23 protein-coding genes are annotated in these 24,834 nt (G+C 71.5%); 16 read left to right on the top strand and 7 right to left on the bottom strand.

What is annotated here, in order from left to right; genetic code table 11:
- The first annotated feature begins 23 nt into the window (after positions 1-23).
- Together cysK and epsC are read left to right on the top strand one after the other, a co-directional pair.
- Positions 24-953, top strand: a complete 930-nt coding sequence (gene cysK / locus ACHUEU_RS10455) for a cysteine synthase A (RefSeq protein ID WP_394216061.1) — start codon at positions 24-26, stop codon at positions 951-953.
- Positions 954-970: 17 nt separating this feature from the next.
- On the top strand, positions 971-1,558 hold the full coding sequence (gene epsC / locus ACHUEU_RS10450; RefSeq protein ID WP_394216060.1) for a serine O-acetyltransferase EpsC: 588 nt from the start codon (positions 971-973) through the stop codon (positions 1,556-1,558).
- Positions 1,559-1,623: 65 nt separating this feature from the next.
- Here the strand turns inward: epsC and ACHUEU_RS10445 are convergent, their stop codons facing one another.
- Together ACHUEU_RS10445 and ACHUEU_RS10440 are read right to left on the bottom strand one after the other, a co-directional pair.
- Positions 1,624-2,403: an SIR2 family NAD-dependent protein deacylase gene (locus tag ACHUEU_RS10445; RefSeq protein WP_394216059.1), complete on the bottom strand. Its 780-nt coding sequence runs from the start codon at positions 2,401-2,403 to the stop codon at positions 1,624-1,626.
- Positions 2,400-3,245 carry an aldo/keto reductase gene (locus ACHUEU_RS10440; protein ID WP_394216058.1) on the bottom strand — a complete coding sequence of 282 codons (846 nt, stop codon included), beginning with the start codon at positions 3,243-3,245 and terminating at the stop codon, positions 2,400-2,402. Before ACHUEU_RS10440 ends, ACHUEU_RS10445 begins: the two co-directional genes overlap by 4 nt.
- Positions 3,246-3,434: 189 nt before the next feature.
- Between ACHUEU_RS10440 and ACHUEU_RS10435 the strand changes: the two genes are divergently transcribed.
- The gene (locus ACHUEU_RS10435; protein WP_394216057.1) at positions 3,435-4,667 is read left to right on the top strand and encodes an arginine deiminase; all 1,233 of its coding nucleotides are present in this window, start codon (positions 3,435-3,437) and stop codon (positions 4,665-4,667) included.
- Between the two features lie 54 nt (positions 4,668-4,721).
- Here ACHUEU_RS10435 and ACHUEU_RS10430 read toward each other — a convergent pair whose 3' ends face one another.
- Positions 4,722-5,294, bottom strand: a complete 573-nt coding sequence (locus ACHUEU_RS10430; protein ID WP_394216056.1) for a GNAT family N-acetyltransferase — start codon at positions 5,292-5,294, stop codon at positions 4,722-4,724.
- Positions 5,295-5,530: 236 nt separating this feature from the next.
- Here ACHUEU_RS10430 and gcvT point away from each other — a divergent pair, with 236 nt between their 5' ends.
- The 8 genes from gcvT (at position 5,531) to ACHUEU_RS10390 (ending at position 15,437) form a co-directional block, all read left to right on the top strand.
- Positions 5,531-6,664 (top strand): glycine cleavage system aminomethyltransferase GcvT, encoded by a 1,134-nt coding sequence (gcvT, locus tag ACHUEU_RS10425; protein ID WP_394216055.1) that lies wholly within the window; start codon positions 5,531-5,533, stop codon positions 6,662-6,664.
- A gap of 63 nt (positions 6,665-6,727) precedes the next feature.
- On the top strand, positions 6,728-7,099 hold the full coding sequence (gcvH, locus tag ACHUEU_RS10420; protein WP_394216054.1) for a glycine cleavage system protein GcvH: 372 nt from the start codon (positions 6,728-6,730) through the stop codon (positions 7,097-7,099).
- Positions 7,100-7,170: 71 nt separating this feature from the next.
- On the top strand, positions 7,171-10,113 hold the full coding sequence (gene gcvP / locus ACHUEU_RS10415; protein ID WP_394216053.1) for an aminomethyl-transferring glycine dehydrogenase: 2,943 nt from the start codon (positions 7,171-7,173) through the stop codon (positions 10,111-10,113).
- A gap of 71 nt (positions 10,114-10,184) precedes the next feature.
- On the top strand, positions 10,185-11,396 hold the full coding sequence (locus ACHUEU_RS10410) for a cobalamin-independent methionine synthase II family protein (protein WP_394216052.1): 1,212 nt from the start codon (positions 10,185-10,187) through the stop codon (positions 11,394-11,396).
- 85 nt (positions 11,397-11,481) lie between these two features.
- On the top strand, positions 11,482-12,627 hold the full coding sequence (locus ACHUEU_RS10405; protein WP_394216051.1) for a glycosyltransferase family 4 protein: 1,146 nt from the start codon (positions 11,482-11,484) through the stop codon (positions 12,625-12,627).
- Between the two features lie 138 nt (positions 12,628-12,765).
- Entirely contained in the window at positions 12,766-13,509 is a 744-nt protein-coding gene (locus ACHUEU_RS10400) for a gamma-glutamyl-gamma-aminobutyrate hydrolase family protein (RefSeq protein WP_394216050.1), read from the top strand.
- A 64-nt stretch (positions 13,510-13,573) separates the two neighbouring features.
- Positions 13,574-13,831 carry a hypothetical protein gene (locus ACHUEU_RS10395; RefSeq protein ID WP_394216049.1) on the top strand — a complete coding sequence of 86 codons (258 nt, stop codon included), beginning with the start codon at positions 13,574-13,576 and terminating at the stop codon, positions 13,829-13,831.
- A 325-nt stretch (positions 13,832-14,156) separates the two neighbouring features.
- Positions 14,157-15,437, top strand: a complete 1,281-nt coding sequence (locus ACHUEU_RS10390) for an MFS transporter (protein ID WP_394216048.1) — start codon at positions 14,157-14,159, stop codon at positions 15,435-15,437.
- A gap of 24 nt (positions 15,438-15,461) precedes the next feature.
- Here ACHUEU_RS10390 and ACHUEU_RS10385 read toward each other — a convergent pair whose 3' ends face one another.
- Positions 15,462-16,097, bottom strand: coding sequence for an L-threonylcarbamoyladenylate synthase (locus ACHUEU_RS10385; RefSeq protein ID WP_394216047.1), 636 nt, complete (start codon positions 16,095-16,097; stop codon positions 15,462-15,464).
- Positions 16,098-16,132: 35 nt separating this feature from the next.
- Positions 16,133-16,498, bottom strand: coding sequence for a DUF952 domain-containing protein (locus ACHUEU_RS10380; RefSeq protein WP_394216046.1), 366 nt, complete (start codon positions 16,496-16,498; stop codon positions 16,133-16,135).
- Positions 16,499-16,522: 24 nt separating this feature from the next.
- On the opposite strand from ACHUEU_RS10380, the gene ACHUEU_RS10375 reads away from it, so the two are divergent.
- The 4 genes from ACHUEU_RS10375 to ACHUEU_RS10360 are packed head-to-tail and all read left to right on the top strand — an operon-like array spanning position 16,523 to position 19,291.
- Positions 16,523-16,891: a GNAT family N-acetyltransferase gene (locus ACHUEU_RS10375; protein WP_394216045.1), complete on the top strand. Its 369-nt coding sequence runs from the start codon at positions 16,523-16,525 to the stop codon at positions 16,889-16,891.
- The gene (locus tag ACHUEU_RS10370; RefSeq protein WP_394216044.1) at positions 16,888-17,403 is read left to right on the top strand and encodes a low molecular weight protein-tyrosine-phosphatase; all 516 of its coding nucleotides are present in this window, start codon (positions 16,888-16,890) and stop codon (positions 17,401-17,403) included. The genes ACHUEU_RS10375 and ACHUEU_RS10370 overlap by 4 nt, the downstream gene beginning before the upstream one ends.
- On the top strand, positions 17,400-18,866 hold the full coding sequence (locus ACHUEU_RS10365) for an amidase (protein WP_394216043.1): 1,467 nt from the start codon (positions 17,400-17,402) through the stop codon (positions 18,864-18,866). Before ACHUEU_RS10370 ends, ACHUEU_RS10365 begins: the two co-directional genes overlap by 4 nt.
- On the top strand, positions 18,863-19,291 hold the full coding sequence (locus ACHUEU_RS10360; RefSeq protein WP_394216042.1) for an RNA-binding S4 domain-containing protein: 429 nt from the start codon (positions 18,863-18,865) through the stop codon (positions 19,289-19,291). Before ACHUEU_RS10365 ends, ACHUEU_RS10360 begins: the two co-directional genes overlap by 4 nt.
- A gap of 19 nt (positions 19,292-19,310) precedes the next feature.
- Here the strand turns inward: ACHUEU_RS10360 and ACHUEU_RS10355 are convergent, their stop codons facing one another.
- Positions 19,311-20,699, bottom strand: coding sequence for a PrsW family intramembrane metalloprotease (locus ACHUEU_RS10355; RefSeq protein ID WP_394216041.1), 1,389 nt, complete (start codon positions 20,697-20,699; stop codon positions 19,311-19,313).
- A 293-nt stretch (positions 20,700-20,992) separates the two neighbouring features.
- On the opposite strand from ACHUEU_RS10355, the gene ACHUEU_RS10350 reads away from it, so the two are divergent.
- Positions 20,993-23,629 carry an ATP-dependent Clp protease ATP-binding subunit gene (locus ACHUEU_RS10350; RefSeq protein ID WP_394216040.1) on the top strand — a complete coding sequence of 879 codons (2,637 nt, stop codon included), beginning with the start codon at positions 20,993-20,995 and terminating at the stop codon, positions 23,627-23,629.
- A 17-nt stretch (positions 23,630-23,646) separates the two neighbouring features.
- Here the strand turns inward: ACHUEU_RS10350 and ACHUEU_RS10345 are convergent, their stop codons facing one another.
- A complete protein-coding gene (locus tag ACHUEU_RS10345) occupies positions 23,647-24,747 on the bottom strand; it encodes a hypothetical protein (RefSeq protein ID WP_394216038.1) in 1,101 nt (366 codons plus the stop codon).
- Positions 24,748-24,834: the final 87 nt, after the last annotated feature.

Here is a 24,834-nt window from a genome sequence, read left to right as displayed (position 1 = left end):
CTCCCGCAACGTCGAGGAGAAGCATGCCCATCTACGAGAACGTCTCCGAACTGGTCGGCCGCACCCCGCTGGTCAAGCTCAACAGCCTCGGTGACGAGGTCAAGGCGACGATCGTCGCCAAGCTCGAGTTCTACAACCCGGCCAGCTCGGTCAAGGACCGCATCGGCGTGGCCATGATCGACGCCGCCGAGGCGTCCGGGCAGCTGCAGCCCGGCGGCACCATCGTCGAGGCCACCAGCGGCAACACCGGCATCGCGCTGGCGATGATCGGCGGCTCCCGCGGCTACAAGGTCGTCCTGACCATGCCCGAGTCGATGTCCAAGGAGCGCCGGATGCTGCTGCGCGCCTACGGCGCCGAGCTGATCCTCACCGAGGCGTCCAAGGGCATGAAGGGCGCGGTCGAGAAGGCCGAGGAGATCGCCGCCGAGTCCGGCGCGGTCCAGGTCCGCCAGTTCGACAACCCCGCCAACGTCGACGTCCACCGCCGCACCACCGCCGAGGAGATCTGGAACGACACCGACGGCACCGTGGATGCGGTCATCGCCGGCATCGGCACCGGCGGCACCATCAGCGGCGTCGGCCAGGTCCTCAAGGAGCGCAAGCCCGAGGTGAAGATCATCGCCGTGGAGCCCGAGGAGTCCGCGATCCTCACCGGCGGCCAGCCCGGCCCCCACAAGATCCAGGGCCTCGGCGCGAACTTCGTGCCCAGCATCCTGGACCGCGAGATCTACGACGAGGTCCTCGACATCGACGCGGAGGCCTCCATGGACCGGGCCCGCTCGGTGGCCCGCACCGAGGGTCTGCTGGTGGGCATCTCCTCCGGCGCCGCCATCGAGGCCGCCGTCCGTGTCGGCTCCCGTGAGGAGTTCGCCGGCAGGACCATCGTGGTGGTGGTGCCGTCCTTCGGCGAGCGCTACCTCTCCACCCCGCTGTACGCCGAGTACGCGGACTGACGAGAGGCTCGGCATCCATGGCGACGAACCCGCTGGATCGGGTGATGGACGCCGTCGCGACGGTCCGGGAGGACCTCGCGGCGGCGCACCGCCGCGACCCCGCGGCGACCGATGACCTGGCGATCCTGCTGACCTCTCCCGGGCTGCACGCGATCTGGACCCACCGGATCGCGCATCGGCTGTGGGGGCGCGGAGCGCGGCTGCCGGCGCTGGTCCTCGCCCAGGGCGCCCGCTCGGTCACCGGGGTCGAGATCCACCCGGGGGCGCGGATCGGCCGCCGCTTCTTCATCGACCACGGCATGGGCGTGGTGGTGGGGGAGACCGCCGAGGTCGGCGACGACGTCATGCTCTACCACGGGGTCACCCTCGGCGGCCGCTCGATGGATCGCGTCAAACGCCATCCCACGGTCGAGAGCGGGGTGACCATCGGGGCGGGCGCCCGGGTGCTCGGACCGGTGGTCCTCGGTGAGGGCGCGCAGGTCGGTGCCAACGCCGTGGTGGTCAAGGATGTGCCTGCCGGGGCCACCGCCGTCGGGATCCCCGCCATCGTGCGGGCGGGGAGCGCCCATCCCGAGCAGCAGATGGATCCCGCGATCTGGATCTGAGGCGCTCGGGGATGTCGGGACCCTGACGGTATCCGCCTGCGCTGGATACCCCGGGGCCGGGCCGGTCAGCGCGGGAAGGGATCCAGGAACGAGGTGCCGCCCACACGATGGAGCCGTCGCTCCCAGTCCGGCAGCACCTCGTGGGCGTCCTCGGCGATGACGTGGTCGAAGAGGGCGCGGGAGCCGTTGGGCGGAGCGATGTCGATCAGCACCGTGGTGGCGCCGTGGGACGCCGCCAGCGGTGCCAGCTGCGCGGAGGGGAACACCACCCCGCTGGTGCCGACGGCCACGAAGAGATCCGCCCGCTGCGCCAGTCGCATCGCGAGCTCGAGGGCGTCCTGCGGCAGCTGCTCGTCGAAGAGCACCACGTCAGGTCGGGTCGGCGCGCCGCATCGGGGGCAGGCGCCGGGCACGCCGTGGTCCTCGGCACGCGGTCCCTCGCCCGGCGCCAGCGGCGCCGACCACGTGCAGCGCAGCTCGAGGCACACCGCACGCAGCGCGCTGCCATGCAGCTCGGCGACGAGCTCGCTGCCGGCCGCCTGATGCAGGCCGTCGATGTTCTGCGTGATCACCGGGGCGCCCAGCCGGGCGATCGCCCGATGGCCCGGGGTGGGACCGTGCCCACGGGCGATGCGGGCCATCCGGCCCCACACCCGCCACAGCTGCGGCAGCGAGCCGGGCAGCAGCTCGGCGTGCATCGCCTCCTCGGTCTCGGGCTCGAGGGCCCACAGCCCCTCCGGGCCCCGGAAGGTGCCCAGACCCGTGCGGGCGCTGATCCCGGATCCGGTGAGGAAGACGATCTCCCGGTGCGCCGCACCCGGGGTGAAGCGGCCGCCCGCGCTCACCACTCCTCGTGCTCGCGGGAGTCCCAGGCGGCGTCTTCGCCCAGATCGAGCGAGGCCAGCAGGCTGCGGTCCTCCTCGTCGAGGCGGAGCCCGTCGAGGGAGGCGTTGTCCCGCTGGCGCTGGGGATCCTGGGACTTCGGGATCACCACGATGTCCTGATCGATCGCCCAGCGCAGCGAGACCTGCGAGGGGGCGACGCCGTGCTTGCGCGCGATGCGCTGCAGGGCGAACTGCCCCGAGAGCCCCTCGCGCCCGCCCAGCGGCCCCCAGGCCTGGGTGACGATGTCGTGCTCGCGGTGGAAGGCGACGGCCTCGGCCCGCGGCAGGGCGGGGGAGAGCTGGATCTGGTTCACCTCGGGGCTCACCCCGGTGGCGTCGATCAGCTCCTGCAGCTGCTCCGGCCGGAAGTTCGAGACCCCGATGTGCAGCGCCCGTCCCTCCTCCTTGAGGTCGATCAGGGTGCGCCAGGTCTCCAGGGCGAGGCCCCGGGAGGGGTTCGGCCAGTGGATGAGCACCAGCGCGGCCCGGTCCAGACCCAGTCGGCGCAGCGATGCCAGGTACCCCTCGCGAGCGGCCTCCCGGCCCTGGTCCCCTCCCGCGATCTTCGTGGTCACCAGTGCCTGGTCGGGATCCACGCCGCTGTCGCGCAGCCCCGCGCCCACCGCGGCCTCGTTGCCGTACTGGGCCGCCGAGTCGATGAGCCGGTAGCCTGCGCGCAGGGCCGCGGCGATCGCGCGGGCACCCTCGACGCCCTTCATGCTCGAGGTGCCGAAGCCGATCAGCGGGAGATCGGTGCCGTCGGCGAGCGTGGTGGTGGGGATGGACAGCGCGGTCGCGGTCACGGGGACCTCCTGGGAAGGATGGTTGTGGACCCGATCAGCCTAGCCATCGTGCGGCGGGCCGTGCACGCCGGGGCGCCCGCGGCCTGTGCTGTGCTCTGTTAGCGTGCACGCAGCGCCGAGAGGACGCGCCCTCACCGCCGAGGGCGCGCAGGTCGAGAACGTGCGCAGGTCGAGAACTGAGGAGTTCGTATGGCAGTGGCAGCAGAACCCCGGACCGGTGTGCACGACGAGATCTCACCGCTGCGCCGCGTGCTCGTCCACGGACCGGGGCCCGAGCTCGAGCGGCTGACCCCCGATTCCCGGGAAGGACTGCTGTTCGACGAGGTGCTCTGGCTGGACCGCGCCCAGGCCCAGCACCGGCAGTTCAGCGATCTGCTGCGCGATGAGGGCGTCGAGGTGCTCGAGCTGACGCGTCTGCTCACCGATCTCCTGGATGATCCCGTCCTGCGTCAGGAACTGCTGATGCGCGCCCTGGATCCGGGCGTCCTGGGGGACATCGCCGTGCAGGATCTCCACGAGGCCCTCGCCGATCTCGCGCCCGGTCCCTTGGTCGATGTGCTCATCGGCGGCATCACCGTCGGCGAGCTCGGCGCCCTGGGGGTGAGGCCGCGCTCGATCGCCCTGCACCGGGCGGGGGAGGAGCAGCTGGTCCTGGACCCGCTGCCCAACCATATGTTCACGCGGGATCCCTCGGCCTGGATCGGGGACGTGGTCTCCGTCAGCCCCATGCGCCATCCGGCCAGGCGCCGCGAGAGCCTGCATCTGGAGATGATCTACCGCCACCATCCGCAGTTCGCCGGGGCCTCCGCGCCCCGCCGCATCGTCGGCCGGGACGGCGCGGGAGCCGCGACGGTGGAGGGCGGCGACGTGATGATGCTGTCCCCGCGGGTGGTCGCGGTCGGGATGTCGGAGCGCACCAGCACCGTCGGCGTCGAACGGCTGGCCGCGGATCTGCTCGCGGACGGCTCCGTGGAGCGGGTGGTCGCGATCGCCCTGCCGCACCGTCGCTCGATGATGCACCTGGACACCGTCACCACCGTCGTCGACGAGGAGTCGATGCTGCGGTTCGGGTCGTTGGAGCCGCTGGAGACCTTCGAGATCGAGCGTCCCGGGGACCGGCTGGTCTCCCGCGCGCGCTCCGCCGACGAGATGGACCAGGTGCTGGCCCGCGGACTCGGGGTCCAGGCGCTGCGCGTGCTCACCCCGCCGTTGGACGCGTACGCCGCGGCCCGGGAGCAGTGGGACGACGGCTGCAACGTGCTCGCCCTGGCCCCCGGGAAGGTCGTCGCCTATGAGCGCGCCGCGGCCACCAACGAGTACCTGCGTGCCCAGGGCGTCGAGGTCCTCGAGTTCAACGGCGACGAGCTGGGGCGCGGTCGCGGCGGTCCCCGCTGCATGAGCTGTCCCGTCGCGCGCGGCTGAGAGCCGCTGCGGCCCGGTGCGGAACGGCCGGCCGCGAATCCTCGGAGCCGGGACTCAGCGCCGCCGCGGAGGCGGCGGATCGGCCGCGGTCTGCAGCGGCTGGGCGTATGCCGGCAGCGGATCGTGCAGATCACGCTCCAGCAGCAGCTGCTGGGCGCCGAACTCCTCGAGCCCCTTGCGCACGCTGAAGCCGAGCTTGCGCAGCAGGGCCACGCTGCGCTTGTTGCGGGTCTGCGTGATGGCGATGACCTGCTCGTCCTCGAGCTCGCCGCGTGCCCAGCCGAGCAGGGCGATGCACGACTCCGCCGCGTACCCCAAGCCGGTCCACTCCGGGAGCAGCGCATAGGAGAGCTCGAGCTCCCCGCGGTCGTAGCCGAGGGTGATCGAGCCGATCATGGTGTCGTCCTCCGCGAGGGCGAGCACCCAGCGTCCCCAGGTCAGGCCCAGCGGTGAGAGCTCCAGCGCCTGCCGGGACGCGTAGTCCACGGCACCGCCGAGGTATTCACGAGTCACCGGATCGGTCATCAGCCGGATGATCGATCCGCGATCGTCGTCGCCCGGCGGCCGGATCACCAGCCGCGGGCTGTGGATCCGTACCGGCCACTCAGCGGTGCCTTCCGTCGTCACGGTCCCCACCGTACTCGCTTCCCGGCCCGGAACCGCAGGCCGTTCGGTCGGCGAGGCCGTTCCTCCCCGGCGCCGGCTCACGTTCCGCAGCGGTCCGGGTGCACCGGCCACGAGGACCGCGTGCGAACGGTATGGTGAGTCTGCGGCACAGCGAGGTGGCGCACCGGTCGCCGCGACTGCGTGACGGGCGAAGACGATCCTGCCCGACGACCGCCCATGGACGAGTAAGGAGCCACATGCCCGACCAGGACCTGCGCAGCACCGCCCTCGCGGCGGTCCACGAGGCGCTCGGCGCGACGTTCACCGACTTCGCCGGCTGGCGCATGCCCGTCCGGTACGACTCCGATCTCGCCGAGCACCGAGCAGTGCGCGAGAGCGCCGGCATCTTCGATCTCAGCCACATGGGCGAGATCCACCTGCGCGGGCCCCAGGCCGGGGACGCCCTCGACCACGCCCTGGCCGGCAAGCTCTCGGCGATGTCCGTGGGGCGTGCGAAGTACTCGCTGCTGCTCACCGAGGACGGCGGCGTGATCGACGATGTCATCACCTACCGGCTCTCCGCGGAGCACTTCCTGGTGGTCGCCAACGCGGCCAATGCCGAGGTCGACTCCGCCGAGCTCAGCGCCCGTGCGCAGGGCTTCGACGTCGAGGTCGACGACGCCTCCGCCCGCACCTCGCTGATCGCCGTGCAGGGCCCGGCGAGCGAGCAGATCCTGCGGGAGGCACTGCTCAGCAGCGACAGCGGGGTCGAGGCCCTGGCCGCCGAGGACCTCACCGGGATGAAGAACTACCGTTTCGCCGAGAGCACCTATCGCGGGCAGCCGATGCTGATCGCGCGCACCGGCTACACCGGCGAGGACGGCTTCGAGCTGTACGTCCCGAACGAGCTCGCCACCGGGCTGTGGGAGCAGCTGACCGCAGCCGGCGGCGATCGCCTGGTCCCGTGCGGACTCGCCTGCCGCGACACGCTGCGCCTCGAGGCCGGGATGCCGCTGTACGGCAACGAGCTGGGCCGCGACCTGTACCCCGCCCAGTCGGGCATGGGTCGCGTGGTGGCGCTGAAGTCCAAGGGCGACTTCGTCGGCCGCGCCGCCATCGAGGCCGCAGACCTGTCCGACCGACCGGTCCTGGTGGGCCTGGTCGCCGACGGCCGTCGGGCCGCACGAGCCGGTGCCCAGGTGCGCGATGCGGACGGACACGAGGTCGGAGCGATCACCTCCGGCGTCCTGTCCCCGACCCTCGGCCACCCCATCGCGATGGGCTTCGTGTCCGCGAGCGCCGCCGAGGTGGGCACCGTTCTGGTGGCCGATGTGCGCGGCAAGGACCTCCCGGTGCGGGTCGTGAAACCGCCGTTCTACTCCCGCGACTGATGCACTCCCCCGACTGATCCCACCGTTCCCCGAGATCTCCTGTCCCCAGAAAGGACCTTTCCCATGTCTGCAGAACTCCTGTACAGCAAGGACCACGAGTGGGTCCGCGTCGACTCCGAGGGCGTCGCCGTCGTCGGCGTCACCGACTTCGCGGCCGAGCAGCTCGGTGACGTCGTCTACGTCGATCTGCCCGAGGTCGACGACGAGATCAGTGCCGGCACCGAGATGGGCGAGATCGAGTCCACCAAGTCGGTCTCCGATCTCTTCTCACCGATCTCCGGCACCGTCACCGAGGTCAACCAGGCCGTCGTCGACGCCCCGGAGCTGGTCAACTCCTCGCCCTTCGAGGAGGGCTGGCTGGTCAAGGTCAGCTACCAGGCCCTCCCGGAGGACCTGATGAACGCCGCGGACTACACCGCCTTCACCCAGTCCTGACCGCCTCCGCCGGTGCCGCGCGCCGCCGCCACGCATCGCCACTCACACGACACTCCCAGGGGCCCCACTCCATGACCGCATCGTCTGCGCACGCTCACGAGTCCTTCGTCCGCCGCCATGTCGGCACTGATCCCGACGCGCAGCGTCACATGCTCGAGGTCCTGGGCTACGAGTCCCTGGACGCCATGCTCACCGCCGCCGTGCCGGGCACGATCCTGCTGGACCAGGGCACCGGGTCCCGGAGCATCGAGTCCGTGGTGCCCGCCGGCATCACCGAGACCGCCGCGCTCGACGAGCTGGCGACCTTCGCGGACCGCAACACGGTCCACCGCTCCCTGATCGGCCTGGGCTACCACGGCACCCACACCCCCGCGGTGATCCAGCGCAACGTGCTGGAGAACCCCGCCTGGTACACCGCCTACACGCCGTACCAGCCGGAGATCTCCCAGGGCCGCCTCGAGGCACTGCTGACCTTCCAGACCATGATCTGCGACCTCACCGGGATGGACATCTCCAATGCCTCCACCCTCGATGAGGCGACCTCCGCCGCCGAGGCGATGCTGCTCGCCCGCCGCAGCGTCAAGCGCAACGGCAACGTGTTCCTGGTCGATGCCGACACCCTCCCCGCCACCAAGGCGGTGCTGCAGGGCCGGGCCGACGGCCTCGGCATCGAGCTGCGCGAGGTCGACTTCGCCGTCGACGGTGCCCCCGAGGGCGAGTACTTCGGCGCGCTGATCCAGTATCCCGGCGTCTCCGGACGGGTCTGGGATCCACGCGATGTCATCGCCGAGATCACGTCCACCAAGGCGCTGGCGATCGTCTCCGCCGACCTGCTGGCCCTGACCATGCTCGCCTCGCCCGGCTCGCTCGGCGCGGACGTCACCGTCGGCACCTCGCAGCGCTTCGGCATCCCGCTCGGCTTCGGCGGCCCGCACGCCGGCTTCGTCGCCGTGCGCAAGGGTCTCGAGCGCCAGCTGCCCGGCCGCCTGGTGGGCGTGTCGAAGGATGTCGACGGACACCCTGCGTACCGGCTGTCCCTGCAGACCCGCGAGCAGCACATCCGCCGGGAGAAGGCCACCAGCGCGATCACCACCGCCCAGGTGCTGCTGGCCGTGATGGCAGCCATGTACGCCGTCTACCACGGCCCCGAGGGACTGACCCGGATCGGCCGCGCCGTCGCCGATCGCACCGCCTCGCTGGCGGACCTGCTGCGCCGCAGCGGCTTCGAGCTGGTGGGCGAGAGCTTCTTCGACACCCTCGAGGTGCGCGCCACCGGCACCGCGGGAGCGATCGCCGAGTCCCTGAAGGACGCCGGGTTCCTCGTGCACACCGTGGGCGACGACCTGGTGCACCTCTCGCTGGACGAGACCATCACCGCCGCGGACCTGGAGAAGATCGCCGCCGCTTTCGCCCCGCACGCCCCGAGCCCGGGCCAGGAGCTGGCCGAGGTCGACTCGGGCAGCGGCTGGGACGGTCTGGTGCGGGAGGACCCCTTCCTCCAGCACCCGGTGTTCTCCTCCTTCCGCTCCGAGACCGCGATGATGCGCTACCTGCGCCGCCTCGCGGACCGCGATTTCGCGCTGGACCGCGGGATGATCCCGCTGGGCTCGTGCACCATGAAGCTCAACTCCGCCACCGAGATGGCTGGCATCACCTGGGCGGGCTTCAACGCGGTCCACCCGCTCGCGCCCCGCGAGGACGTGACCGGCTATCTGGAGATGATCACCCAGCTGGAGACCTGGCTCGCGGACCTCACCGGCTACGACACCGTCTCCCTGCAGCCCAACGCCGGCTCCCAGGGCGAGTTCGCGGGACTGCTCGCGATCCGGGCCTATCACGCCTCCCGCGGGGAGAGCGGGCGGGAGGTGTGCCTGGTGCCCAGTTCAGCGCACGGCACCAACGCCGCCTCGGCCGTGATCGCCGGGCTGCGGGTGGTGGTGGTCGCCTCCGACTCCCGGGGCAACATCGACCTCGAGGACCTGAAGCAGAAGATCAAGGACCACGGCGACGAGCTCGCCGCGATCATGATCACCTACCCCTCCACGCACGGCGTGTACGAGGAGGAGGTGCGCACCGTGTGCGAGCTGGTCCACGACGCCGGCGGCCAGGTGTACGTCGACGGGGCGAACCTCAACGCACTGCTGCAGGTGGCCCGCCCCGGCGAGTTCGGCGGCGACGTCTCCCACCTGAACCTGCACAAGACCTTCTGCATCCCGCACGGCGGCGGCGGCCCGGGTGTCGGCCCGGTGGCGGCGAAGGCGCACCTGGCACCCTTCCTGCCCGGGCACCCGGCGATGCAGCAGGAGGAGCACCCGGTGATCGGCCAGGGCAGCCGACCCCATGGCGGCCCGCCGGTCTCGCAGGCTCCCTACGGCTCCGCGTCGATCCTGCCGATCACCTGGACCTACATCCGGCTGATGGGGCCGGACGGTCTGCGTCATGCCACCGGTGCCGCCGTGCTCGCGGCGAACTACATGGCCCGCCGCCTCTCCGAGTCCTTCGAGATCCTCTACACGGGGGACAACGACCTGGTGGCCCATGAGTGCATCGTGGACCTGCGCCCCTTCACCGACCGCACCGGGATCACCGTGGACGATGTGGCCAAGCGGCTGATCGACTACGGCTTCCACGCCCCGACCATGTCGTTCCCGGTGGCGGGCACGCTGATGGTGGAGCCGACCGAGTCCGAGGACCTCGCCGAGATCGATCGCTTCGTCGACGCGATGCTGATGATCGCCAAGGAGGCGGAGGAGGTGGCGGCCGGGACCTGGCCGAAGGACGACAACCCGCTGGTCAACTCCCCGCACACCGCGGCCTCGATCGCGACGGGGGAGTGGACCCACCCCTACTCCCGCGAGGTCGCCGTCTACCCCGGCAGCTGGACCGCGCTCGAGGACGACTCCGTCCACGACAGCGCCCAGATGCGGATCCAGTCCAAGTACTGGCCGCCGGTGCGCCGTGTCGAGCAGGCCTTCGGCGACCGCAACCTGGTGCCCACCTGGCCGCGTGACTGAGGCCGGGCCCGTGTGAACACCTGTGACGCCCCGGTTTCCGACCGGGGCGTCACGGTTCGTAGGCTCGGTCCATGACCCAGATCCTCACCACCCACGCCGGCTCCCTCCCCCGCAGCCCCGAGCTGATCGAGGCCAACGCCGCCCGCCCCGTCGGCGCCGACGGACTCACCCCCGAACCCACCGCCGAGTTCCGCGAGGTGCTGCGGCAGGCTGTGGTGGACGTGGTGGCGAGACAGCGGGAGATCGGCATCGCGATCCCCAACGACGGCGAGTACGGGCACCTGATGGGCTCGGCCGTGAACTACGGCTCCTGGTGGTCCTACATCTTCGACCGCGTCAGCGGCCTGGAGATCACCGGGGAGGACATCTTCTCCTCCGAGCCGGTGCGCTCCGCGCCCGGCGACGTGCGCCTGACCACCTTCCCGGATCGCCGCGACTGGACGCTCTTCGCCGAGGCCTACCAGGATCCGAGCTCTGGGATCACCGTCGGCTCCCAGCCCACCTTCCCGGCCGCGACCGGTCCGGTCGCCTACTCGGACACCGGGCGTGCGCTCATCGCCCAGGACATCGCCAATGCGCGGGCGGCCTTCGACGCCGCCGGCTACGGCCACGGCTTCCTGAACTCCCTCTCGCCCGGCTCGGGCAGCCGCATCGTCGATGCCCACTACGGTGATGTCGATGCCTTCCTCGACGCCTGGGTCGAGGTGATGCGGCCCGAGTACGAGGCGATCGCCGCCGCCGGCCTCACCGTGCAGGTCGACGACCCCTCGATCGCCGAGAACTGGGACCAGATCAACCCCGAGCCGAGCGTCGAGGACTACCTCGCCTTCACCCGCAAGCGGGTCGAGGCCGTGAACCGGGCCCTGGTGAACGTCCCCACCGCGCAGACCCGCTTCCACCTCTGCTGGGGCTCCTGGCACGGACCGCACACCACGGACATCGAGTTCCGCCACCTCGCGCCGCTGCTGCTGGAGATCGACGCGGCGTACTACTCCTTCGAAGCCGCGAACGTGCGCCACGAGCACGAATGGACCATCTGGGAGGAACTGACCCTGCCCGAGGACAAGGTGCTGGTCCCCGGCATCGTCTCCCACGCCACCAACGTCGTCGAGCACCCGGAGCTGGTCGCCCAGCGCCTGGAGCGCTTCGCACGGATCGTCGGGCCCGAGCGCGTGATCGGCTCGACCGACTGCGGCCTGGGCGGGCGGATCCACCCCCAGATCGCCTGGGCGAAGCTGGAGTCCCTGGTGCAGGGCGCGAAGATCGCCTCGCGGCGCCTGTGACGGGAGCCGGGGCACGGCGAAGTGTTCACCCGGTCGTCATCCGGACGTGGCGCGGAGGACCAACGGCCGGCGCATCATCGAGGGCGTGAGGATCCTCTTCGTCTCCGAATCGTTCCTACCGCACATGAACGGCGTCACGGGCTCGGTGCTCCGCGTCCTCGACTACTTCGCCGCCACCGGCGACGACCTCGCGGTCATCGCCCCGCAGTGGCCGGGTGCCAGCACCTGGCTGCGCACCTCCTGCGGCCGCCGGGTGCCGGTGCGCCGCATCGCCTCCGCACCCCTGCCCGGATACGGGGACGTGCGCATCGCCACCACCAGCGCCGCGGCGCTGCGCCGACGCATCGATGAGTTCCGGCCCGACGTCATCCACCTCGCCTCCCCGATGATCCTCGGCGGCCGCGCCGTTGTCGCGGCGCAGCGGGCCGGCCTGCCCACGGTCGCCGTCCACCAGACCGATGTCCCCGGGTTTACCGCGCGGTACGGCATGCCGTTCCTGGAGAGCACCACCTGGCAGCTGCTGCGGGATGTGCACAACCGGGCGACGGTGAACCTCGCCCCCTCCCACGCGACCCGTGACCAGATGCTCGGCCGCGGCATCGAGCGGGTGGACCTGTGGCGACGCGGTGTGGACACCTCGCTGTTCTCGCCGGCGCTGCGCAGCGGATCGCTGCGCGCCGCGTACGCGCGGCCCGAGGAGAAGCTGGTGGCATATGTGGGTCGCCTCGCTCCCGAGAAGCAGGTCCAGGACCTCGAGATCATCCATGACATGCCCGGGGTGCGTCTGCTGATCGTGGGTGACGGACCGGAGAAGGAGAGGCTCCGGCGCCTGCTGCCCCGGGCGCATTTCGCCGGGTTCCGCACCGGCACCGATCTGGCCGCCCACCTCGCCAGCGCCGATCTGTTCATCCACCCCGGTGAGCGGGAGACCTTCGGCCGGACCCATCAGGAGGCCATGGCCTCCGGGCTGCCGGTGATCGCCCCGCGCCGCGGGGGACCGGTGGACCTGGTGGCTCCCAGCCGCACCGGCTGGCTCTATACCCCCGGGATGCTCGACGAGCTGCGGGACCGTGCGAGCGACCTGCTGTTCGACGACGCGATGCGGCGGGCCTTCGGCCGGGCCGCCGAGGAGTCCGTGCGCAGACGCACCTGGCCGGTGCTGGCGGAGCAGCTGCGCGGCCACTACCTGCAGGCGATCGAGCAGCAGGGGCGGGTCGGCGCGCTCCGCTGACTCCCTCGGCCAGCGCTGCCCCGACCCGCTGTCACATTCCGCCACAGAGCTCGCCCGCGGTGCCGCAGCTGCGGTGAACTGGGTCCAGTCGTCGACCGGCGGCCCGGAACATCGCTCCTCTGCGGAAAGGACAACATCATGGCGCAGCGCACTCGTCGCCCGCTCATCGGCGTGACCGCGGGGTCCAGCACGATGATGTCCGGCGCCTGGTCGGGCCATGACGCCGTCACCGTCAACGAGCAGTACGTGCGCGCCCTGCGCGAGGCCGGCGCCCGTCCCGTCATCCTCGCTGTGCAGGACCAGTGGAGCGACGAGGAGATCGCCGAGCTGGACGGTCTCGTGCTCACCGGCGGGACCGACCTCGATCCGTCCGCCTGGGGTGAGGACGCCCTGGCCACCGACATGATCCCGGACCCGCAGCGGGACGCCTTCGAGACCGCCCTGTACCGCGCCGCCCGCCGCAACGATGTGCCCGTGCTGGGGATCTGCCGCGGACTGCAGATCATCGTCGTCGCCGAGGGCGGTGAGCTGCACCGCCACCTGCCCGTGGATCTGCCGGCGCACCCCGCCACCGGGCTGGAGCCCACCGCGGTCCAGGCCGAGGTGGAGGTCGCCAGCGATCTCGCCCTCGCCCTCGGCACCCACGCGGAGGTCACCGCCTTCCACCACCAGGGCGTGCGTGCCGTGCGCGGGGACCTGCGGATCGTGGCCCGCCACGCCAGCGGTCTCCCGCTCGCCGTCGAGGCGGAGTCCGGCTCGAGCGTCCTGGGGGTGCAGTGGCATCCGGAGATCGACGGCGAGTGCGGCGCAGCGCTGTTCGAGAGCCTGCTCACGGCGATCCACCACCGCGAGGTGTCCGCTCCCGTGGGCTCCCTGGTCTAGGATGGGGACGGTCACCCGCAGCACGTGCGGGATCGAGCGGATCTGAGTCGGAAGAAGAGGGATCATGAGCAACCAGCACGTCACGGACGCGCCCCGCGCACAGGTGCACGAGGACGAGAACGTGACCTCGAAGGGCAACAGCGTCGGCCTGTCGATCGTGCTGTTCGCCGTGCTGTTCGGCCTCTTCGCCGGTGGACTGTACGTGATGAGCCTGATCACGATGGAGGATCCCCATGTGCTCGTCTTCTGCGGCGGCATGGCGATGTGCCTGGTCGCGCTGTACGCCACCTTCGACCTGGTGCCGCGCTTCCTGAACCGGTGACCACCCGGTGAACCTCCCTCGTGCCCGGCGCCTCATGGCGACCGGGCACGAGCATGTCCGGGGCAGGTCCCCGGGCGCGGCGGCTGCGGATCAGCGAGAGGGTCGCGCCGCCTCGAGACGCACGATCGACTCCAGCGCCGCCAGCGTGGACAGCTCCGCGGTCTCCATCTCGACCCCGAGCACCTCGTAGCCGGCGAGGGCCGCCCCATCCCCGAGCCCTGGGCGGAGACCCGGATGCCGTGATAGGTGCCGGTGCTGCCGGGCACCGGCGACGAGGCCCCCACCCGCTTCTCGACGACGAGCGAATGGTCCACAATGGTGTCCCGTGAACGCTCACGCACCGCCCTCCGGCGGCCTCACCCGCCCCGCCGTCCCCGCCGCGGTGCGCCGTGCCCGCTGGGCCGTCTCCCTGATCTTCTTCCTCAACGGCGCCTCGTTCTGCGCGATCATGCCCCGCTACCCGCAGCTGGTGGACACGATCGGGCTGAGCAACACCGCCTTCGGACTCGCGATCGGGCTCGGACCGCTCGGCGGGCTGCTCTCGGGCCTGTTCGCGGCGCGGCTGATGGGCGGCTTCGGCTCGGCGCGGGTCGCGGTGGCCGCACAGATCATCGCCTCGACCTCCCACCTGCTGGTCTACACCGCCGGGAGCTGGTGGTGGCTGGCGCTCTCCCTCGCCCTCGCGGCCGCGGCCGATGCGATCACCGATATCTCGATGAACTCCCACGGGATGCGGGTCGAGCGTCGCTACCGCCGCTCGATCATGAACAGCTACCACGGCTGGTGGTCCCTCGGGGCGGTCGTCGGCGGTCTGTTCGGTGCAGCGGCCGCGCAGCTCGGGCTCCCGCTGTGGGGCCAGGGCATCATCGGGCTGCTCCTCTTCGGCGCCCTGGCCGCAGGATCCTTCCGCTTCCTGCTGCCCGGTCACGACGCTGCAGAGCGTGCGTCCGCGCCGGGGACCGCGGGCCCGTCGGCCGCCTCCGCGGGCGAGGTGCCCGCCGATGCCTCCCCGCACGGGCTGCGCATCGCGGGGATGAGCCTGCACGCGCTCGCCCTGGTGAGCGCGCTGGGCATGGTGCTGGTGTTCGCCGGCTCCACCGAGGATGCCGGGAGCACCTGGGGAGCACTGTTCATGACCGAGACCTTCGGCGCCGCCCCCTTCCTGGCCGGCATGGCCTTCGTCGCGATGCAGGGAGCACAGACCATCGGCCGCTTCACCGGGGACGCCGTCGTGGACCGTCTGGGGGACCGTGCCACCGCCCGGCTGGGGGCCCTGGTCGGGATGACCGGGATGAGCTTCGCACTGCTGATGCCCTCGCCCGCCATGGCGGTGATCGGCTTCGCCGCCGCCGGCTGGGGTGTGGCCACCCTGTTCCCTGCCGCTCTCCGCGCGGCCGACGAGCTCCCGGGCGTGCCACCGGGCGTCGGCATCACCGTGGTGGGCTGGTTCGCGCGCCTCGGCTTCTTCCTCACGCCGCCCCTGGTGGGAGCCCTCGCAGATGCCATGACCCTGCGCTATGCGCTGTGGATGGTCCCGGTGTACGCGCTGGGCATCATGCTCTTCTCCGGCGTGCTCAGCACCCGGGACCGGAACGCAGCGGCCTGAGCGGCCCGCTCCCGGTCCGGGCGTTCAGAACCGGCTGACATCCCCGGCGCCCTCCCGGGCGATCACCAGATCTCCGCCGGACAGGTCGATGACCGTGGTCGGCTCCGTGCCCACCTCACCGGAATCGATGATCGCCTCGACCTGCTCGCCCAGCAGGTCCTGGACCACCCAGCCCTCCGTGGGCGGCTCCTCCTGCTCCGGCAGCATGAGGGTGGAGGAGACGATCGGGGTGCCGAGCGCCTCGACCAGAGCATGCGCCACCCGATGATCCGGGATCCGCACCCCGACCGTGTGCTTCTTGGGATGCGCCATCTTCCGCGGCACCTCCCGGGTGGCCGGCAGGATGAAGGTGTACGGACCGGGGGTGGAGTTCTTGACCAGCCGGAAGGTCGGGTTCGAGACCAGCACGAACTGTCCCAGTTGCGAGAAGTCCGCGCACACCAGGGTGAAATGGTGGTCCCTGCCGACCTGCCGGATCCGCCGGATGCGCTCGAGCCCCTCAGCGTTGCCGAGCGCGCAGCCCAGCGCATAGCAGGAGTCCGTGGGGTAGGCGATCAGGCCGCCTTCCTCCAGCACCCGCGTCGCCTGCTCGATCAGGCGTGGCTGCGGGTCCTGCGGATGGATATCGAGATACTTCGCGGAGCGACGTGACCTGGCCATACCCGATGGTACGCCGGAGCCTCGCAGCACGTCGATCAGGCGACGACCACGAATTCTCGGCCGATCCACTTGGTGCGGCGCAGCCGGACCACCGCGCTGACCGGCAGCGGGCCCTTGATGTGCGGGTAGCCGCGACCCTTGCCGTCCACATCGGCCTCGATGTCCACGGCGATGCCGGCCGCCTCGACACGGCCCACATCGATCTCGAGGATCACCAGATCCGCGGGGCGATCCGGGTAGACGCGCTTGGCGACCTTCGAGACCTGTTCGGGCCAGGAGGCGTGGAGGAATCCCTCGTCGGCGAGGTCGCGATCGCGCGTGGCGCGGGTGTACGAGCCCGACCGGACCGCCGCCTCCCAGGCGGACAGTTCGGTGATGTGCCAGATCAGGGGCGCGGGCATGACCGGCAGTGTACCGTGATCGGCATGGATGAGACCTCCGCCGAGCCGGGCGCGGTGCGCCTGGTCCACAATGCCGATCGGGACCGCTACGAAGCGCTGGACGGGGACGAGGTCGTCGCCGTCCTCGCCCATGAGGACGAGGACCCGCCGGACGGCGACGGCCTGGCCGTCGGTGTGCGTCTGCGGGACCTGCGCTCCACCGTGGTCGCCCCCGAGCGCTCCGGTGCCGGGATCGGTTCTGCGATCGTGCGCTTCGCCCTCGACGACATCCGTGGTCTGGGCATGACCGTCCGTCCCACCTGCTGGTTCGTGCGCGGATGGATCCAGCGCCACCGCGAGTACGCCGACCTGCTGGAGACCACTGCCCACCAGCGGGACGGAGACGGACGATGACCTACCGGATCCTCACCATCTGCACCGGCAACATCTGCCGCTCCCCGATGGCCGAGTACGCCGTGCGCGAGGCCCTCGAGCAGGCGGGCCTCGCCGAGCACGTCGAGGTCGCCTCCGCAGGCACCTCCGGCTGGGAGGTCGGGAACCCGATCGACCCCCGCGCCGGTGACCTGCTGCGCCGTCACGGCATCGACTCCTCCGACCACCGGGCCCGGCAGATGGACAGCGCCGAGCTGCAGGCGGCGGACCTGGTGCTCACGCTCGACCACGACCACGTCGGCCCCGTGCAGCAGGCGCTGGGCACCTCCCGCGCCGGGGAGACGGTGCGGATGGTGCGGGACTTCGCGCCGCGCTCCGTCGAGGACACCGGCATCCGGGACCCCTGGTACGGGGACGAGGACGACTTCGACACCGCTTGGCAGCAGATCGATGAAGCGCTCGCCGGGATCGTCGACCACGTGCGCACCGCCGTGCCCGAGGCGGAGCGGCGCAGCGCGGGGGAGCAGCGGTGAGCGCCCAGCCCGAGACGCCACGTGGCGCGCTGGAGACGGCCGCCGCGCTGCGCACCGGGGAGCTCGTGGCCGAGGACCTCGCCGAGCGCACCCTCGACGCCGCCCGATCGACGGGCGCCGAGGTGGGGGCCTTCGCCCATCTCCTGGAGGAGCTCACCCGCGAGCAGGCCCGCGCCGTGGCCGAAAGGCTCGAGGAGTCCCGCCGCGCCGGCAGCGGTCAGGAGCTCGCCGACCGGCTGCCGCTGCTCGGGGTGCCGCTGCCGATCAAGGACCTCACCCAGCTCGCCGGGGCACCCTTCGAGGCGGGCAGCGCGGCGCTCGCCGGGAACATCGCGACGCTGACCGACGGGGTCGCCCAGCAGATCCTCGACGGCGGCACCCTCACCATCGGCAAGACCTCGACCCCGGAGTTCGGACTGCCCTGCTACACCGAGCCGGCCACCGGGGCTCCCGCCCGCACCCCCTGGGACCTGGACCGCACGGCCGGCGGGTCCAGCGGCGGTGCAGCCGCAGCGGTGGCCAGCGGGATCGTCCCGCTCGCCCATGGCTCCGACGGCGGCGGGTCGGTGCGCATCCCCGCCGCCTGCTGCGGCATCGTCGGCCTGAAGCCCTCGCGCGGAGTCATCTCCCCGGGCCCGCACGGCAGCGAGGGGATGGGCCTGGTCACCGACGGGATCCTGACCCGCAGCGTGCGGGACGCCGCCGCCGGGCTCGATCTGCTCGCCGGTCCGCGCATCGGGGACTTCACCCCCGCCGCCCCCGCTCCGTACTCCTACCTCGCCCGCCTCGACGGTGCGGGCGCGCAGAGCACGCCGCTGCGGATCGGCGTGCTGCGCGCACCGCTGGCCGCGGAGACCACCGTCCACCCGGCCGCCCTGCGCGGCCTCGAGCGAGCGCTCGAGGTGCTGCGCGGGCTCGGCCATGAGCTGACCGAGATCCCGGCCCCGTTCACCCCCGAGGACTGGACCGCCTTCATGCCCCTGTGGACCGTCGGCGCCGCCTCGATCCCGCTGGACGAGGCGCAGGAGGGGAAGCTCCTCGAGCTCACCCGCTGGCTGCGGGAGCGCGGCCGCAGCTACAGCGGCGTCGACCTGGCCCGGGCCTTCGCCGGCGTGCAGACGCTGTCGAGGCGTACCCTGGAGGCCTTCGCCCCCTACGACGTCGTGATCACCCCGGCACTGGCTGGTCCACCTGCCCGCCCCGAACAGCTGCAGCTGGCCGAGGGCGGCGCCGACTTCGATGCCCAGCGCGCCTTCACCCCCTGGACCAGCACCTGGAACATGCTCGGTGCCGCCGCGATCGCGATCCCGTCGCACCGGGAGGTCGTCGACGGGACCGAGCTGCCGTTCGGCGTGCACCTCGGCGCGACCCGGCACGGCGAGGACGCCCTGCTGCTGGCCGTGGCCGCGCAGCTGGAGGCCCACGACCCGTGGCCGTTGGTGCGCACGCCGCACGGCGCATGAACGGGCCCGCAGGAGCGGACGGGCCGCAGACCATCCGCCTGGACGTGTGGCTGTGGAGCGCCCGGTTGTCGCCCACCCGTTCCGCGGCGACGGCGGCCTGCCGGGGCGGGCACGTGCGCCGCAACGGGGAGCCGGTCAAGGCGGCGCAGAAGATCCTGGTCGGGGACGAGCTGCGGGTGCGCTCCCGGGGCCGCGAGCGGATCGTCATCGTCACCCGGATCCTCACCACCCGGGTGGGAGCGCCGATCGCTCGCGAGGCCTACGAGGACCACAGCCCGGAGCCGCCGCCCCAGCTGGCCGCGGCACCGCCCCGCCGGGAGCGCGGCACCGGCAGGCCCACCAAGCGTGAGCGCCGGCAGTTCGACCGGCTGCGCGGCCGCGATTCCTCTCGCGGCCCGGAATCGGATCCGCGCCACGAGCACTGAGGGCTGATCGGCCCGGGACTCAGCGTGCGAAGGCCAGCAGCTCCTGCCGATTCGCGGTGAGCCGCAGCAGAAGGTTCCGCTCGATCCCGACGACCTTCGGATTCGCGCCGTCGGCGAGCAGTCGTTGACGGATCGAGGCGAGATCCGCGCTCTCCCGGATGAATCTCTTCATCACGGGCCTGGCGCCGATCTGCGCGGCCCAGCGCTTGCCCTCGTGCCGACCCTTCCAGGTGGCGAGCATGTCCACCTCCTCATGGGTGAGCCAGCCCTGGTTGGCGTAGTCGCCCAGCCGGACCCTGGTCAGCCGCGACTCGTCCCAGATCAGCACGCCGATCACGATCAGCCACAGCAGCACCAGGAGGCCCTGCCCGCCGTACATCAGCACCGTCGGGAACCCGAGCACGGCGGAGAAGTTCCATGCCGCGTGCAGCAGCATCCCGGGGATCAGCGCCGGCAGGAACACCAGGAAACCCATGATGCCGCCCCACTTGCGCACGACGAGGCCGACGATGATGCCCGTCGCCGCTGTGTAGATCGCGTGGCCGAAGATCCCCATCACGCCGCGCCAGAAGAAGCTGAACAGCACACCTTCGGCGCCGGCCCCCTCGAGTCCACGGGTGTAGTAGAGGATGTTCTCGGTGAAGGCGAAGCCGCCTCCGATCAGCGCGCCGTAGATCAGGCCATCCAGCGGCCCGTTGAAGTAGCGACGGGCGAGCAGCATCAGCAGCAGCAGCCCGAGGCCCTTGGTGGTCTCCTCGACCAGGGGTGCGCTGAGCACGGGGCCGGCGAACTCCGCGGCGGCGTCGCTGCCGGTGACCACGTAGACCAGGAACCCGTTCAGGGTGTTGAGGATGTAGCTGATGCCGGCGGCGATGGCCGCACCCCAGAACACCGCCACGAGCAGCAGCGCCACGGGCTGAGGATCCCAGCGATCCGCCAGGACCATGACCAGCGCGATGGTGAGCAGGGAGATCGAGGCGAGGAATGCGGTGACCGGCCACCACACCGGGTTCGCGCTCGATGTGGTGACGAACTGGAGGAAGAGGTATCCCAGGACCAGCAGCAGGGAGATGCCGAGCACGAGGACGGCGAGCCACACCATGATGTTCACGGTGGGCGTCCGAGTGGCATTCTGGGTGACGTCCTGGACCCGGCGGGTCTGGGTCGACCAGGCGGACGGCGGCTGGGCCCGATCGGGGCGCTGGATCTGGGCCGGTGCGAAGCGGGCCGCGGTGAGGCCCGAGGCGGGCCGCACCGAGCTGTCGTACGCGCGGGGGCTGCCGTAGTCGAGGTAGCGCGGCGGGGGCTGGGAGGACGGCCCACCAGGAGCGCCCCCGGGGGCACCGGGCCGCGGCCGACCGTCGGGCATGTGCTGGCCGTGCTGCGGCGGTGTCGGGGGCTGAGTCATCGGGGCCTCATTTTCGACGGCGGCGGGACGAGGGAAGGGGGCGCGAGGTCGGCGTCGGTGGTGCCGCTGGCCGTCGGCCCACGATGCGAATGCGATGCTACAGGCGTGCGCTCCGTCATCGCCGAGAGGAACATCGGCGGGGGACGGGATGTGGACACAGGGACAGCAGCGCGCGGAGCTCTGCCGGACCACTCCGGGGTTGAGTGGAATAGACTCAACTTGCCTGTCGTTGATCGTGTCAGAGGTCGTGGCGCCCCGGTCCGCGACGCCAGAGCGCTCAGGAGAGGAGCCCCGTGGAATTCCAGTTCACCACCCGTTCGCAGGAGGCCGTCACCGCCGCCGCGGAGAAGGCCGTCGAGCTCGGCAATCCGCAGATCAGCTCTCTCCACCTGCTGTGGGCGCTGGCCGGACAGGCCGACGGCATCGCTCGTGCCGCCCTGGAGAAGGTCGGCGCGGATCCGGCCGACGTGATCCGCCGCAGCGCCGAGGCGATCGAGTCGCTGCCCCGTGCCAGCGGCGGAGCGTCCCCCACCTTCGTCGGCACCGGTTTCGACGCGCTCGAGGCGGCCCGCCGGGAGGCGGATGCGGCCCACCGCACCTACCTGTCCACCGAGCATCTGATGATCGGCATCGCGCTCGGCAAGGACCCGGCCGCCCGACTGCTCACCGCGGGCGGCGCGACGCCGAGAGCCCTGCGCGATGCCGTCCAGGAACTGACCACAGGAGATGACCGCATGACCCAGATGGATACCCAGAACCCCGAGGGCACCTTCCAGAGCCTCGAGAAGTTCGGCGTCGACCTCACCGAGCTGGCCCGGGAGGGACAGCTGGACCCGGTGATCGGCCGCGACGGCGAGATCCGCCGCGTGGTGCAGGTGCTCTCGCGTCGCACCAAGAACAACCCCGTGCTGATCGGTGAGCCGGGCGTCGGCAAGACCGCCGTGGTGGAGGGGCTGGCCCAGCGGATCGTCGCGGGGGATGTCCCGGACTCCCTGCGCGGCAAGCGCCTGGTCTCTCTCGACCTCTCCTCGATGGTCGCCGGCTCGAAGTACCGCGGCGAGTTCGAGGAGCGGATGAAGGCCGTGCTCGACGAGATCCGCAGCAGCGAGGGTCAGATCATCACCTTCATCGACGAGCTGCACACGGTGGTCGGCGCAGGCGGGTCCGGGGACGGCTCGATGGACGCCGGCAACATGCTCAAGCCCATGCTCGCCCGCGGCGAGCTGCGGATGGTCGGCGCCACCACCCTGGACGAGTACCGCGAGAACATCGAGAAGGACCCCGCGCTCGAGCGACGCTTCCAGCAGGTGCTGGTGGGCGAGCCCAGCGTCGAGGACACGGTGACGATCCTGCGCGGTCTCAAGGACAAGTACGAGGCGCACCACAAGGTCACCATCACCGACGCCGCCCTGGTGGCGGCCGCGGCCCTGTCCTCGCGCTACATCTCCGGCCGCCAGCTGCCGGACAAGGCCATCGACCTGGTCGACGAGGCGGCCTCCCGGCAGCGGATGGAGCTGGACTCCTCGCCCGAGCAGCTGGACATCCTGCGCCGCCAGGTGGACCGGCTGAAGATGGAGGAGCTCGCGCTCGCCGGCAGCGAGGACCCCGGCAGCCTCGCCCAGCTGGAGTCCGTGCGCTCGCAGCTGGCCGACCGGACCGAGCAGATGGACGAGCTCTCGGCCCGCTGGGAGCGGGAGAAGGCCGGCCTGAACCTCGTCGGCGACCTCAAGGCGCAGCTCGAGCAGCTCCGCATGCAGGCCGACCGTGCGCAGCGTGACGGTGATCTGACCGCCGCCTCCAAGATCCTGTACGGGGACATCCCGGCGCTCAAGGAGCAGCTGCGCGATGCGGAGGAGCAGGAGTCCGAGGAGCACAGCGAGCAGCAGCGACCGATGGTCGCCGATCATGTGGGGCCCGATGACATCGCCGAGGTGGTCGAGGCCTGGACCGGGATCCCCTCCGGCCGGCTGCTGCAGGGCGAGACCGAGAAGCTCCTGCAGATGGAGGAGATCATCGGTCGGCGCCTGATCGGTCAGCAGCAGGCGGTCGCCGAGGTCGCGGACGCCGTGCGCCGGGCCCGGGCGGGGATCTCGGATCCGCACCGGCCCACCGGCTCCTTCCTGTTCCTCGGACCGACGGGCGTGGGCAAGACCGAGCTCGCCAAGGCCCTGGCCGAGTTCCTCTTCGACGACGAGCGGGCCATGATCCGCATCGACATGTCCGAGTACGGCGAGAAGCACACCGTCTCGAGGCTGGTCGGCGCCCCTCCGGGATATGTGGGCTACGACCAGGGCGGGCAGCTCACCGAGGCGGTGCGGCGCCGGCCGTACTCGGTGGTGCTGCTCGACGAGATCGAGAAGGCGCACCAGGACGTGTTCGACGTGCTGCTGCAGGTGCTCGACGACGGCCGGCTCACCGACGGGCAGGGACGGACCGTGGACTTCCGCTCCACGATCTTCATCCTGACCTCGAACCTCGGAGCCGTCGCGCTGCAGGACCAGACCCTCACCGAGAAGGAGAAGCACGAGCGGGTGATGCAGGTGGTGCGGGCCTCCTTCAAGCCGGAGTTCCTCAACCGCCTGGACGACATCGTCATGTTCGACGCCCTGGATCGGGACGAGCTGGGCAGCATCGTCGCGCTGCAGGTCCAGGAGGTCGCCGAGCGTCTGCGCGAGCGCCGCATCTCGCTGGAGGTGGAGGAGTCCGCCACCCGCTGGCTCGCCGCGGAGGGGTTCGACCCGCTGTACGGGGCGCGTCCGCTCAAGCGCCTGGTGCAGAAGGAGATCGGAGACGGTCTGGCCCGGTTGATCCTGCGCGGCGAGGTGCAGGACGGACAGAGCGTCAAGGTCACCGTCGATGAGCGGGACGACGGCCTGCGGCTGGTCGTGGCCGGGAACGACGGCGACGCGGAGCCCGCCCGGCGGGAGTGAGGCTCCGGGACGGCGGCTCAGGCCTGCGGGTCCCAGGGCATCGGCGCGAACGTCCGGCGCAGGTCGTAGTAGAACTCGGGATCGGTGAGCGCTTCCTGGCCCTGTTCCCAGCCCTCACCGACCTCGCGGACCGACTCCTCCGCCTCCCGGAGGGTCTCGGCCGTCCCGGGGCTGAGCGGCTCCGCCAGATCGGCGCCGGTCCCGATCAGATCCGAGGCGGTGTCCGCGATGGCAGGGCCCGCAGTGGCGGTCAGGATGTCCGCGGACATCCCGGCGTTCCGGAACCCCCCGCGCTCGACGGCACGGACCGCACCGCCCGCATCGCCCTCGCCGATCTCGGAGAGCACTTCCCCACCGGTCTGGGCCACATTGGCCAGTCCGCGGTCCACGGCGGAGGTCACCTGTCCGAGCACGGACTTCTCGCCCAGCAGCGCCTCGGAGAGGTGATGCGGAACGCGGGCCAGGGAGACCAACGGGGTGAAGGCGCCGTACCCGTTGTCCACGAGGGCGGCCTCCGCCCGGTCGTAGAGGTCGCCGACCGCCTCATGGCCGCTCATCAGCGTCTGAGCGATCCCCACGACCGGGACCTCGCCCAGCAGCAGCTCGCGCTGCCGCTCCGCCTCGGCCAGGATCTCCGGGTCCAGGGCGAAGTCCTCACCGTCCGGGAGGGATCTCAGTCTGCGGAGCAGCTCCTGCGGGTCCTCGGCCATGACGGGGCCGCCGATCACGGGGCCGGGATCGTCCGCAGGCGGGCCGCTCAGGTGCGGCAGGGGATCGACGTCGTCGAGGTCCCACGGCGGGGCGGCACGCACCCCGAGCGGATCCCCGACCCCGGACCGGGCGGGGGACCCTTCCGCCTGGGAGCAGAGGTCCTGCTCCGCGGCCTCGTCCCCGAGCCGCTCCCCGAGCTCCCGGAGCCTCTCGATGAGATCGATGATGAACTCGACGAGTTCCATGGTGCGCCGGCGGTGCTCCTCCGCGTCGGGGCCGCACCAGTCGGTGATGCGCGTGCACAGCGCCACCTGCTGGATCAGGGTTCGGAGCCGTATGGCACGGGCATCGAAGACGGTGGACAGCTCGGTCAGGCGCTCGGTCTCGCATCCCCAGAAAGTGTTCATGGCGCGACCGTAGGCACCCGCGGCCCCCGGACACCGGGCGCTGCCGGGGAATGTGGACGGCCCAGCGGTGTGGAGGAACCGTCTCCG

The sequence above is a fragment of the Brachybacterium vulturis genome, assembly GCF_043641765.1.
Lineage (GTDB): Bacteria > Actinomycetota > Actinomycetes > Actinomycetales > Dermabacteraceae > Brachybacterium > Brachybacterium vulturis_A.
This window is presented reverse-complemented; position numbering and strand designations above follow the sequence as displayed.